At 37.6% G+C, this 13,258-nt stretch carries 10 protein-coding genes, 1 pseudogene and 1 riboswitch; of the genes and pseudogenes, 4 read left to right on the plus strand and 7 right to left on the minus strand.

What is annotated here, in order from left to right:
• Positions 1-164: 164 nt before the first annotated feature.
• Together ACN6MX_RS18290 and ACN6MX_RS18295 are read right to left on the minus strand one after the other, a co-directional pair.
• Positions 165-1,502, minus strand: coding sequence for an FAD-dependent oxidoreductase (locus ACN6MX_RS18290; protein WP_419960236.1), 1,338 nt, complete (start codon positions 1,500-1,502; stop codon positions 165-167).
• A gap of 181 nt (positions 1,503-1,683) precedes the next feature.
• Positions 1,684-3,720 (minus strand): catalase, encoded by a 2,037-nt coding sequence (locus tag ACN6MX_RS18295; RefSeq protein ID WP_419960237.1) that lies wholly within the window; start codon positions 3,718-3,720, stop codon positions 1,684-1,686.
• A 208-nt stretch (positions 3,721-3,928) separates the two neighbouring features.
• Positions 3,929-4,030, plus strand: a riboswitch (SAM riboswitch).
• A 104-nt stretch (positions 4,031-4,134) separates the two neighbouring features.
• On the opposite strand from ACN6MX_RS18295, the gene ACN6MX_RS18300 reads away from it, so the two are divergent.
• Positions 4,135-5,298 (plus strand): acyl-CoA dehydrogenase family protein, encoded by a 1,164-nt coding sequence (locus ACN6MX_RS18300; protein ID WP_419960238.1) that lies wholly within the window; start codon positions 4,135-4,137, stop codon positions 5,296-5,298.
• 54 nt (positions 5,299-5,352) lie between these two features.
• Positions 5,353-5,977 (plus strand): annotated as a pseudogene (locus ACN6MX_RS18305) (amino acid ABC transporter ATP-binding protein); the annotation flags it as partial.
• 94 nt (positions 5,978-6,071) lie between these two features.
• On the opposite strand, the gene fabI reads toward ACN6MX_RS18305, so the two are convergent.
• The 3 genes from fabI to ACN6MX_RS18320 all read right to left on the minus strand — a co-directional run bounded on the left by fabI (position 6,072) and on the right by ACN6MX_RS18320 (position 9,541).
• Positions 6,072-6,851, minus strand: a complete 780-nt coding sequence (fabI, locus tag ACN6MX_RS18310) for an enoyl-ACP reductase FabI (RefSeq protein WP_419960239.1) — start codon at positions 6,849-6,851, stop codon at positions 6,072-6,074.
• Positions 6,852-7,065: 214 nt separating this feature from the next.
• The gene (locus ACN6MX_RS18315) at positions 7,066-8,778 is read right to left on the minus strand and encodes a GMC family oxidoreductase (protein ID WP_419960240.1); all 1,713 of its coding nucleotides are present in this window, start codon (positions 8,776-8,778) and stop codon (positions 7,066-7,068) included.
• Positions 8,779-8,800: 22 nt separating this feature from the next.
• Positions 8,801-9,541, minus strand: a complete 741-nt coding sequence (locus ACN6MX_RS18320) for a gluconate 2-dehydrogenase subunit 3 family protein (RefSeq protein ID WP_419960241.1) — start codon at positions 9,539-9,541, stop codon at positions 8,801-8,803.
• Positions 9,542-9,820: 279 nt separating this feature from the next.
• Here ACN6MX_RS18320 and ACN6MX_RS18325 point away from each other — a divergent pair, with 279 nt between their 5' ends.
• Positions 9,821-10,996, plus strand: a complete 1,176-nt coding sequence (locus ACN6MX_RS18325) for an aminotransferase class I/II-fold pyridoxal phosphate-dependent enzyme (RefSeq protein ID WP_419960242.1) — start codon at positions 9,821-9,823, stop codon at positions 10,994-10,996.
• A 491-nt stretch (positions 10,997-11,487) separates the two neighbouring features.
• Here ACN6MX_RS18325 and ACN6MX_RS18330 read toward each other — a convergent pair whose 3' ends face one another.
• On the minus strand, positions 11,488-11,901 hold the full coding sequence (locus ACN6MX_RS18330) for a hypothetical protein (protein WP_419960243.1): 414 nt from the start codon (positions 11,899-11,901) through the stop codon (positions 11,488-11,490).
• Between the two features lie 285 nt (positions 11,902-12,186).
• Between ACN6MX_RS18330 and ACN6MX_RS18335 the strand changes: the two genes are divergently transcribed.
• Positions 12,187-12,624 carry a VOC family protein gene (locus tag ACN6MX_RS18335; RefSeq protein ID WP_419960244.1) on the plus strand — a complete coding sequence of 146 codons (438 nt, stop codon included), beginning with the start codon at positions 12,187-12,189 and terminating at the stop codon, positions 12,622-12,624.
• A gap of 248 nt (positions 12,625-12,872) precedes the next feature.
• Here ACN6MX_RS18335 and ACN6MX_RS18340 read toward each other — a convergent pair whose 3' ends face one another.
• On the minus strand, positions 12,873-13,199 hold the full coding sequence (locus ACN6MX_RS18340) for a diguanylate cyclase domain-containing protein (protein WP_419960245.1): 327 nt from the start codon (positions 13,197-13,199) through the stop codon (positions 12,873-12,875).
• Positions 13,200-13,258: the final 59 nt, after the last annotated feature.

Below are 13,258 nucleotides of genomic sequence, written 5' to 3' on the forward strand. Positions count from 1 at the left end.
ATAATTGCTCCAAGGCGGTAAATCATTCGCTTTTCTTTAAGGGCTTTCAGTCGGTGGCCCTATTCTCTGATAAGAAAATTTAAAATGATTCATGTCCTTTTCTTCGCTTGTTACTTTTATTTTTTTAGTATATGCAACAAAATTCAAATAGTCAATATTACTTTTTATTTTTTTGACGTGATTCGCTTCGCCAATTGCTGTAATGGATCCCAAACGCCATTAAACGGAGGGGCATATGCAAGATCAAGATCCAATAGCTCAGAAAAGGACATTCGATGATAAAGTGCCGTTGCTAATACATCAACCCTTTTATCTACACCATTTCCTCCAATAATTTGACCACCTAATAGCTGTTGATCATCCTTACGATAAATCAATTTCATATGCATTGTTTCCTTACCAGGGTAATAGCCTGCGATGTCAGTCGTTTCCTGGACATGCACGCCATAGGAAATACCAAGCTGGTCTGCTTCTTTCTCAGACAAACCAGTTTTCCCAAGCGCCAAATCAAAAAATTTCATGATGGTTGTGCCAACAATCCCTTTAAATTCATTTTTTTGACCAATCATATTTAATCCAGCCATTCGCCCCTGTTTATTAGCAGTAGTTCCTAAGGGGATATAATCATTCAATTGTTTAATACGATGAAAATGTGTTGCACAATCTCCAGCCGCATAAATATTTTCCACATTCGTTTCTAAGTGATTATTTACTACAATTGCTCCATTTGGATGCATTTGAATGTCAGTACCATCTAAAAAGTCCGTTGTAGGTTTAACTCCGACTGCTACTAAAACTAAGTCCGTCGGATAGCTCCCTTTATCTGTTACTACATTGTTTACTCGAGTATCTCCCGTAAACGATTGAACTTCTTCATTTAATAATACTTCGACATTTTTATCCTTTGCATGTTCGTGTATAAAACATGCAATATCGTTATCAAATATGCCGGCAAGCTGATTGCCTCTTTGAATAATACGTACTTTTTTTCCAATGCTGACAAAGTTTTCAGCCATTTCTAATCCAATATATCCTCCACCAATAATAGTAACCTGTTGAACATTTTCTAAATCTGCGATAATCGCCTCTGTATTTGGAATCGTTTTAATCGTATGAATCCCTAACAAATGATTGCCATCCCAATTAGGAATAACTGGGGTAGCACCTGTTGCTATTAGTAAATGGTCATAGCTTATGATGAAATTATCTCTCGTTTGCAGGATGTCCCCTGACACAGTTTTATTTATCGGATTGACTTTTGTCACTTCATATCCTGTCTTTGCATCAATGCCATATTTACTTCGGAACATTTCTACACTTCGAGCTATAACGTCTGTTGAAGAAGTCACATGCTTTCCAACTACATAGGGTAATCCACACTGCCCATAGGAATAGATATGCCCTTTTTCGAGTGTCGTAATTTGAGCACTTGGATCATTACGTACAATTTCCATTGCCGCACTCATCCCTGCTGCATCCCCTCCGATTATTACGTAGTGCATGAAACTTTCCTCCTCTGCTTTACTCCTATTCATCACATTCTATATGACACAGGCATTTTCCTCTCAGTATCCGTAAAACTTCACCTTTGTTATACATAAAGATATAAAATACTCTTTAATTCAACCTTTTAATCTATGTAAAAAGGCATGCCCTAATAACTGGACATGCCCACCTAATTGTTTATACTGTCCGGTTCCAGAAACGATGCGTAGCAATAGCAGTTAAGAAACTATCCACAAAGCTATTGCCAGTTTCTTTGCAAAGAACTCCAGCTTGACCAGTAAAGTGAAGATTATCGATTAGTTGCTCTCCACTAAATGTAGCAGCGATTGGTTTGAAATGAGCATAAGCTTCCTTGACAAAATACGAGGCTTCTTTTTCGAACATGGCCGTTTTACCATGCAAGCTTGCCACATATACTGCATCAAATAGTACTGAATCAGCAGTTAAGAAAGTATGATCTACCGGTAGCAGCGTCCCATCCGCTCCAGTAACTGACCCATGATGATCACTCACTATTTCTGGCATTGCTCCACCTGCTTTTAAATCAGCTAGAATCGTTGCTAAATCCTCGTCAAACCCCTCTCCAACTAAAACAGCTATTTTCCTAGTTTGTGGCGTCATAACAGTATTCAACTGACTAAGAGCTGGGGAAGATTTTGTATTAGTGGAAGTACTTACACCTTGCACGACTAGCCCTAAATTTTCCGCTACCTTACTTGCTAAATCCAAATCTACATGCGCGAACATTTCTAGCACTTGTTGGCGAACAGTCAGTTCCTTACATTTACCAAGCTCGAAGCTGAATGCACTAATAATATGTTCTTTTTCCGGATCACTCATGCTATTCCAAAATAACGTAGCTTGCGAGAAATGGTCTTTAAAGCTCTCACTTCGAGCTCGAACTTTATGAGCATCTATCTTCTCCTGATAATGCGTATATCCACCTTCTGCTTCACTAACAGGTGTTGGGGAATTTCCAGCAAGAGAGTTTTTATGGTAGCTCACTCTTCCTACATTAATCGATTGCCTTCCATATCCATCACGTTGGTTATTATGGAACGGACAAACAGGTCTATTTATAGGTAGTTCATGAAAATTAGGTCCGCCAAGGCGGATTAATTGTGTATCTGTATATGAGAACAATCGTCCCTGAAGTAGCGGATCATTTGAGAAGTCTATTCCTGGTACAACACTTCCTGGATGAAATGCAACTTGCTCCGTTTCGGCAAATACATTATCTACATTACGATTTAATGTCATCTTGCCTAAAATTTTTACTGGTATTTCTTCCTCTGGCCATAGTTTAGTAGGGTCTAAAATATCAAAATCAAATATAAATTCATCATCTTCTGCAATTAGTTGAACACCAAGTTCATACTCTGGAAAATCCCCATTATCAATCGCATCATATAGATCACGACGATGGAAATCCGGATCTTTCCCATTTAGCTTTTGTGCTTCATCCCATACAACAGAATGGGTACCAAGTAACGGTTTCCAATGAAACTTCACGAAATGGGACTTACCTGCCTCATTAATGAATCGGAATGTATTTACACCAAACCCTTCCATCATACGGAAGCTACGTGGAATAGCACGATCTGACATCGCCCACATTATCATATGCGCCGTCTCCTGATTGTTTGCAACAAAATCCCAAAACGTATCATGAGCCGTAGCTGCTTGTGGAATTTCATTGTGTGGTTCTGGCTTTAAAGCATGCACTAGGTCTGGGAATTTAATAGCATCTTGTATAAAAAAAACTGGAATATTATTTCCTACTAAATCATAATTTCCCTCTTCCGTATAAAATTTCGTTGCAAATCCTCTAGCATCCCGTGCTAACTCACCAGATCCACGTGATCCAGCCACAGTAGAAAACCTTACAAAAACAGGAGTCTTTGTGCCAGGTGTTTGTAAAAATTTCGCTTTTGTAAATTCACTCGCAGATTCGTATAGCTCAAACTCCCCATGAGCCGCATATCCTCTTGCATGTACAACACGCTCTGGAATACGTTCATGATCAAAATGCGTCATTTTTTCACGGAAATGAAAGTCTTCTATCAAAGTAGGTCCTCGTTCTCCCGCTTTTAAAGAGAATTCGTCCTCCGATACTTTTAGTCCTTGATTGGTAGTCATTGCTTGTCCTTGATCGTCTACACGGAATTCTTCTAATTGTTCATTTTTGCTGTTTTCATTTACTTTCTTATCCAACTAAATTCCTCCCTTATATATTTATCTTCACATTTATTAATACCCCATAAAATTTCGTAAAAACATCTTTATAAATTACCTCTTAGATGCGTTTATTTGTAATTCATAAAATAGCAGAGTTAGAAAAATCTAAGTCACAGTAAAACGATAAGAACTAGTATTGACTTCATCAAAATGAAGTAGTACGATTATTTCAACAACTGCATACTACTTATTAAGAGAAGCTGAGGGACTGGTCCGATGATGCTTCAGCAACCGCCACAAATATTGGTATGGTGCTACTTCCAGCAAGAAAATTGAGAGATAAGTGTACATAAATCTACTACTTACTCTTTTCATTTTGAGAAGGGTTTTTTATTTCCTTTCAATACCGACTTAACAAATAGGAATAATTTAATTAAAGGAGATGACAACTTGAATAATTTGTACATTAAAACGGAAAAACAGCAACTATGGATTAGCCGTTTATATGAGTTAGAAGATAAGTTTAAAAGCAAATCCGCCCAAATCGATGAACAATCTATTTTCCCAAAAGAAAATGTAGAGGATCTAATCAAACTTGGATATGCAAGCCTTACTCTACCCGAATCGTATGGTGGCAAAGGGTTTTCTGTCTACGATATGGTTCTTCTACAAGAAACACTTGCTAGCTTTGATGCCAATACGGCTTTATCTGTAGGTTGGAGCTTAGGTGTAGTTGGTGAATTATTCGAAAACAAACTATGGACGAAGGAGAAACTAGACTTTTTTGCGGCAGAAGTATTTAACGGGGCACTCGTAAATCGTTCTGTTAGTGAGGCTCAAACTGGAAGTCCGACGCGTGGAGGGAGACCAGGAACTACTGCCATAAAAGACGGAGATTCTTGGGTATTAAATGGACGTAAAATATTTACGACCGCTTCCCCTGTACTTTCCTACTTTTTAACATCTGCTTGGATTGAGGAAAAAGAAAGAGTTGGCTTCTTCCTTATTCCTCGTAATACAGAGGGTCTTTCCATTGAAGAAACCTGGGACGTAATATCCATGCGCGGAACGAGCAGTAACGACTTAGTACTAAATAACGTAATCGTTCATGAATCGTATTTAGTAGAGCTCCCTGAATTCGCTAGTGGCGGGAAGATAAACGGTTGGCTATTACATATACCAGCGACTTACCTAGGAATTGCACAAGCAGCAAGAGACTATGCAGTACATTTTGCCAATACCCATTCACCAAATAGCCTGGATGGACCTATAGCACAGCTACCTAATGTTCAGCAGCTCATCGGAGAAATAGATTTAGAGCTTACGAAGGCTAGAATAGTCATATACGGTGTTGCTTCTGCCTATGACAATGAGTCTACAAAAGATTTACTATCCAACGAAGTAAGCGTGGCGAAGCATATTGTTACTAATTCTGCTATTACTATTGTCGACAAAGCGATGCGATTAGTTGGAGCCAAAAGCTTGCAACGAGCAAATCCACTACAACGTTATTACCGAGATGTCCGAGCAGGACTCCATAATCCTCCTATGGATGATATGACCATTAAAAAGCTGGCACTTTCGGCGTTAGAAGAAGTTAAAAATAAAAACTAAGTGAAATGATAAGGAGAATGAACATGAAAAAGTATTTAAAATTAGCAGCAGTTGAGTGATTCTGGTAAGACTACTTTACTACGCTGCATTAAATTTTTAGAAAAAGCCGATAGTGGTAAGGCAACTTTTGGCGATTTACAAGTAAATTTGCATGATGCCTCTAAAAAAGATATCCACACCATTCGACAAAATACAGCTTTCGTATTTCAAAATTATAATTTATCCAATAATAAAACAGCTCTCGAAAATGTAACGGAGGGTCTCATTATCGTCGTAAAATACCTAAATACGAAGCAATTGATATTGGTAAAAAAGCTTTGGAAAAGGTAGATTTATCGGACAAATATGATTCCTATCCTAGTCAGCTTTCTGGCGGTCAGCAGCAGCATTGAACCCCGATATTATTCTATTCGATGAACCAACCTCTGCATTAGACCCCGAGTTGGTTGGAGAAGTACTAACGGTCATGAAAAATATTGCCAATGAAGGTACTACTATGTTAGTCGTTACACATGAAATGTCCTTTGCAAAAGATGTCGCGAACTGAGTTATCTTTATGGATGGTGGAGTAGTAGTTGAAGAAGGTACACCTCATGATATTTTCGTAAGCCCAAAAGAAGAACGCACGAAGAAATTCTTAAAACGTGAGTTACCAGAGGATTACACGTTTTATATTTAGACAACGATCACGTCGTAGATTTTCTGAGATTAAGATTAAAAGCGGTGGAAAATGATTAAATCATCTTCCACCGCTTTTATGATTGAATATTAATTTAGCCCATAATATTATAGCCAGAATCTACAAAGATAACCTCGCCTGTTACACCACTTGATAAATTACTTAAGAGTGCAACGGTCATATCTCCTACTTCTTGTTGCGTCACGTTTCGTTTTAACGGAGACTTTTCTTCAATTTGATGCAAAATTGTATTGAAAGAAGAGATTCCTTTTGCTGCCAGTGTGCGAACTGCTCCGGCAGAAATAGCATTTATACGTACATTGTTTTTCCCAAGGTCCAAAGCCAAATACTTAACAGATGCTTCTAGAGATGCTTTGGCGATTCCCATTACATTGTAGCCTTCTAATACACGTTCAGCACCTAAGTATGTCATTGTTACGATAGATCCACCTTCCGTCATAAAAGGCGTTGCTTCTCTAGCTGCAGCAATTAGTGAATAAGCACTTGTATCTTGTGCAAAAGCATAGCCCTCTCTTGAAGTTTGTAAAAAGTCCCCTTTTAAATCTTCCGCATGTGCAAAAGCAACTGAGTGAACTACACCGTGGATTACTCCAACTTCCTTTCCAATTTGTTGGAAGGCAGCCTTAATACTATCATCACTATTTACATCACATTCTACTACTAGTTTTGCCTCTAAATTATTATCTTTCAATAGCTTTTCTATTTTTCCAAGGGAGCGTTCTTTACGGTATGTAAATATAACATTTGCCCCTACTTCAAATAAAGACTTCGCTACTCCCCATGCTAAGCTGCGCTCATTCGCTACTCCCATAACAACAACATTTTTATCTTTTAATTGTATTAAGTCTCTCATATAGTACCTCCAATTTATTTTTCGCGTATATTATACCTGTTATTAGTACCTGGTTATTAGATTAATCATACCATAAACTCAACTATTTGTACTAAATCATTTTGGTTTTTTCTCCTTAATAACAAATCAAAAAGCCAACTATTTTAGCAGTAATAGTTGGCTTCTTTATATTATTGAGTTCTGACATTTTAATCATACTAAAAATTATTATATATTAAACAAGCGAACCACCTGATTTACTATATTTAATAATTCCTTCCGCACTTTTATAGGCTAGTGCTGCCACTGTTCCTGTCGGATTATACCCTCCGTTATGGGGGAAATTTCCTGCCCCTACTACGAACAAATTCTCTGCATCCCAATGTTGTAAAAATGTATTTACTACACTATTTTCAGGATTAGCCCCCATAATAGTCCCTCCCGTATTATGAGTTGTTTGATAGCCGACAATATCGTAGTCAGTAATGACATCCTTACCTTCTACCGTTTTCGCTCCCATTTCCTTCATAATATTTGCTGATACTTCTGTAATATACTTATGCAAAGCTCTATCCTGATCCGTAAAATTATAAGTCATTTGGAGTAGCGGTATCCCGTAAGCATCCTTGTATTTACTATCTAAGGAAAGGTAGTTTTCCTTATGTGGCATCGAGGCACCTTGAGCTCCAACTGATAATGTACGAGTGTAATTGTAGATAGAATTTTTCTTAAACTCTGCTCCCCAGGTTGCTGTACCTCGTTGTATTGGGTTCGTTTCGATAGGTCTATAGCCGGTTTGGGTTATGGAAATGCTACCACCATGAATAAAGTCTAAATCACTATGATCAAAGTTATCCGCATTATAATCATCGATGGACATGCCAAGGGCCCCCGCCCCCATAAATGTGTTCATTTGATCTTCAAAGTACCCAGTTGCACCAGGTAAGATTTGATAGCAATAATTTTTACCAAGTGTACCTTTTCCAGTTTCAGGGTCATATTGTTGCCCAATATTAGATACCATGAGTAACTTGGCATTATTCATAACGTAGCTTGCCAGAACAACTACCTCTGCTTCTTGGATAAATTCTTCTCCAGACTCTGTATCCAAATATCTTACCCCAGTGACTTTATTTCCATTTTTTATGACTTCCATTACATTTGCATGAAACCTTGATTCGTAGTTCCCAGTCTTTTCAGCGGTAGGAATAACGGTTATTTCGGGAGATGTTTTTGCTCCATATTCACAACCAAATCGCTCACAGAAACCACAGTATTGGCATGCATTAATAACCTCCCCATCTGGGTTCGTATAGGCTTCCGATAAATTAGCTGAAGGTAGCATAAACGGCGAATATCCTAGTGATTTGGTTGCTCCTTCAAACTTTTTCAAAATGGCAGTCTTTTTCATAGGTGGAGTAGGAAAGTCTTGAGCTCTCTTCCCCCAAAAAGGGTTTTTATCTTCTCCAGAAATCCCTGCAGTTTGATCATATTTATAAAAATAAGGTTCTAGCTCATCGTAGGTAACTCCCCAATCTTGAAGCAAATAATCACTGGATAATTTATTGGGACCATATTTTTCATCAGTCATCGTTTTAATTTGAAAATCATACGGATAAAACCTCCATGTATGTCCATTCCAATGTGTTCCCGAACCGCCTAGCCCCTCACCGAGTAAGAAAGAACTCAACTGTCTCATTGGTAATGCAGGCATCTTCCGGTTATTTCGAATCGTAATTGTCTCTTTAGATAAGTCTTGCATTAATTCATAACGAACAGCATAACGATATTCATCATGTATTTTTTGATAGTCCTCTGTCCCTCTTTTTCTTCCTCTTTCTAAACCAATCACCTTTAACCCTGCTTTAGCACATTCTGCAGCTATGATTCCGCCGGTCCAGCCCAAACCAACCACAACAACATCTACTTTTGGTAATGTATTAGCCATAGTAATATCCCTCTTCTTTCCTTTACATTCCGCCAAGTGACTTTGGCTCAATTTTTTGGAACTTATCCTCTTCAATTACATTAATATAAGCCATTTGATGACCAGGAAACTCCTTCATCTTCCAACCCGCCATATTTCGGTTGCCCCCGTACATAGGATCCGCATAGGCCCCCTCCAACGTCGCCGTTCGAAGCAAGCGGAAGAAAAATGCTGAAGTAACTCCTGTCATTGCAACTTCATCATTTTGAAAAGCAGTTAAAATTTCATCCATTTGTTCGGCCTCTAAACTGGAAAATCCTTTGTCAAATCTGCTTTTAGCCTCTTCTTCTAACTTAGCAATTCCTTGCCTAAAAATGGATGCTCTCGTCAAACGACTTTGATATCCTTGGGTTTTAGCACCTACAGCAAATGGACCGTGCATATACTCTTTCGTATTGCTCCCATACTGCGCAGCTAGTTGACGATCGATAAAATAAGCTACCCCCAAATCAATTGCCCCTGGTCCTAAATCATCTTTTGGCAAAATCCGTTCTGTAGCATTTGAAAGCACATCAAACTCTCTCTGAGTTTGAAAGAATTGAAATCCCTGGTTAGATGCCATTTCATGATTTGTAGTGCCTGTATCCGATACATTTTGGTCTGTCTTATTTGCATTTAATCCTACGAACCCCCCGATCAGACCACCACCTATTAAAGCTCCAGTAGCAATCCCTGTGGTTTTTAAAAAGTCTCTTCTTGAATAGTTTTTTGGTTTTTCTGTCATATAGATTGTCTCCTTAAAGATAATGATCTTACTCGGAACTTCTTAAAAAAGGATATACAAGTCTATACATTTTTAATCATTCGATCTGTATTATTTGCATATTTTGTTCTTTCATAAGGATTGTTGCTTTAAACTTATTTTCTTAACTAATGAAAAGCTACCATCTCTTCAGGTGAAGGATGGTAGCTTTTTCAGTTTGCATTAATAACTTTGCCTATTTTATTGAAAATTGTGATATGATAAAACATAAAAATTTATATAGCGTTAGGAGTGCTTATATTGAAGGTCCAACCATCTACTAAAATGTCATTATTTGAAAAAGCTATTTTTGGTGATTTAAAAGCCGCCGCTGCTGCCAAGGAAGCTCAAGGCTTTGAATTATATGATTTAAGCTTAGGTAGTCCCGACCTTCCACCTGATGAACGTGCTAGAAAAGTATTATCAGATCTTAGCTATGCAACAGATTCGTATGGTTATACACTTACTGGAACTAGACGCTTCAATGAAGCTGTTGCAGATTATTATAAACGTCGCTCCAATGTTTTATTGGATCCAGAGAAGCAAATTGTTCAAACAATGGGTTCCCAAGAAGGACTCGTTCATCTCCCAATTGCCTTTTGTAACGAAGGAGATATCATTCTTACGACAAACCCAGGTTATGTAGCATATGATGCTGGTATTAAACTTGCCGGTGCTGCACCCTATTATATGGAGCTATTAGAAGAAAACAAGTTTTTACCTGATTTAGACGCAATACCAGAAGAGATTGCTAACAAAGCAAAACTAATGATATTAAATTTACCAGGGAATCCGGTTCCGGCAATGCCTGATCCAATGTTCTTTAAAAAGGTCGTTGCCTTTGCCAAGAAATACAATGTAGTTATCCTACATGATGCGGCTTATTCGGAATTCTATTTTACCGGGGATTCACCAAGCAGTTTCCTCTCTACACCAGGCGCGTTAGACGTAGGGATGGAGATCAACTCTTTATCGAAAAGCTTTAGCCTTGCTGGAACAAGGATTGCTTATATCGCAGGAAACGCTGAGATGATCGAAATTATGAAACAGCTAAAGTCCAATTTAGACTTCGGAATTTATGGACCTATTCAGGAGGCTGGTATTGTTGTCTTAAACCATGCAGAGGAAATAACAGATCGTTTGCGCAAAATATTTTCAGAGAGACATCATTTCCTAACGGACGCATTAACTGAACTTGGCTGGAAAGTCGCACCTTCTACTGGAGGGATGTTCGTTTGGGCAAAATATCCTTATGAGATGAATGACAAGGATTTTGTCTTCGAAGTAATTGATCAAACTGGTGTCGTAATGGTACCAGGAACAGTATTTGGATCCGCTGGAAGAGGCTATGTTCGTGTTGCGTTAGTACAGGATATTGAAGTACTAAGAAGAGCAGTAGAACAATTGAAGAAGTTAAAGGTACTTTCTATTTGTTAGCATAAGGTTCTTTAAAAAGAGAAAAGTAGTGTTTGCACTTCTAGCAAGGTTATAAGAAAAACTGGCGAAAAAAATATTTGTTCCTTTAATGTCAAAGCCTGTTTCTACAGTTTTCAGTAGGCTTTGACAGTCTTGTTGCTATATTATTACCGGTTGATTTTTTAAAGAAGATGGTCGTGACTGACGTCACGACCATCTTCTTTTTTCTTCGGTAATCTTATGACATTTATCCCGCCATCCTATAAAGATAAGATACTTTCTTTTTAAGAAAAGGCTCTGTTAAAGGAATAGGTTGATTAATCGTAAATGTATATAACGAATGGGTTTCCCTACATTACATTGGCACTGGATATATACGTTAGAATAAATATTAAGATTGTGAAATTGGTCACTTCAATTAACGAAGCAGGTTACTTGAATAGTGCTGTTTAACTCGGGTTCAACAATAAGGTCAGGTTGCGAAAAACATATAATTTTTTAGGATAGCCACTCTAATCATATGTAGCGTATTCAGTTAGCTTATCAAATTCTTTGTCAGAGATAAGACGATGAGAATACGACAAAACGCTATAATTAGCACCCTTATCTCCAGGTATTCGAATGGTCATACGAATTAATTTATATGGTGGGTTATGCGCCCCTTCAAACCCGATGACCCTTAACGAGACGTCATATGGATCGTTTCCAGATATTTTTTCTATTCTCCCGTATTCAAATAACTGATTATCCCCATGATTACTCATTATATCAAGGATAGTTTCATCAAGGCTCCTCATAAATGCTCTTTCCATTAAACTTGGGAATTGGTTTTGGGGTATTGCTTCAGTCTTTGGATTTGCTTCTGCAGCTGTTCCGTTAAAAATGAGTAAAAGAAAAGTAAAAGTGGATAATATAATTTTATTCATCAGTACACCACCTTTTGAAAGATATAATTCCCTTAATGATAGAGTTTATTCTTGTATCGAAGGGAATATATTTCTTCAAACGGGCACGAGTGTTGAATAAGCTTCACTTTTCTTCTTCAGTTAACGAGTGCTTTACTTCAAGAAGGAGTAAAGCCTTTTTTCTTATAGTACTATAGCAGCAGGTTTTTTGAAGAAGGATATTTTCTGTTTTAAGCGAATTAGAATACAAACAAACCTTACACGAATACAGGTTTTGAAATAACAGGAACATAGGAGGTATGAAATTTGAAGATCAAAAAAATAGATCATGTGAGTGTAATCGTAAATGATCTCTCTGCCGCTAAAGAGTTTTTTCTCGATTTTGGACTTGAGGTAAAAGGGGAATGGGAAATGGAAGGAGAGTTGATGGGATATGCAGTTGGGCTTAATGACGCTAAAGTAGCGTGTGTAGGATTGGGAATGCCCGACGGCCAGACATGGATAGAGCTAATCAAATTTTATTCACCGTCAGATGAAAATGATATTCAGCAAACCTTTGCAAATACACTGGGCATCCGACATATTGCATTTACTGTTGAAGATATTGAAGCTGTTGTTGCCAACTTGAAAAAGAAAGGTACGGAAATCTTTAGTGAGATACAGCAATATGAAGAAAGTTATAAATTATGCTACGTTCGTGGTCCAGAGGGAATTATTTTGGAGTTGGCTGAGGAAATCAAATAAGTAATGATAATTAAAATGAATGTACAACTCTTTATAATGTAATTAGCCTTAAAGTGACTGATAGTAATGATGGACCAGATTGGTAATTAGGTACTTATCTCACTAACGAGGTGCTTTAGCAAAAAAAGATAGATAAAAATAAACTTAGAAATGCTTCTCCAAGCTCATTTTTCTATACAATATCAACTATTAACTTTAATCTAATTAAAAAACCATCTTCAGTCAAATTCTCTACCAAAGATGTTTTTTTAGTTAGAGCGATTAAAACGAACTAAGTTTTTACCAGCATTTTTCGCATCATACATAGCTTTGTCAGCTTCTTTAAAAATAGATGTTGTTGTAGTACCTTGTATCGACGATAGTGCAATATCAATACTCGTTGTGATGTTCAATAAGTTGCCTTGGATTGTCCAAGGAGCACTGATTGCTTGTTGAACACTTTCTGCTTTTTTCATAACTTGTTCTCCACTATCAATATTTGTCAACAAAGCGATAAACTCATCGCCGCCTAGTCTTGCAACACAATCTGTAGGATCTAGAGTGTTTCTCAACCGTTTGCCGAATTCATGAATCACTTCACATACAGCACCAAGCTTTGCGAGTAGAAAAAAAGACCAAGAGTGAACTAGACAGG

Origin of the sequence: Psychrobacillus sp. BM2, from assembly GCF_048572895.1 — a bacterium.
Taxonomy (GTDB): Bacteria; Bacillota; Bacilli; order Bacillales_A; family Planococcaceae; genus Psychrobacillus.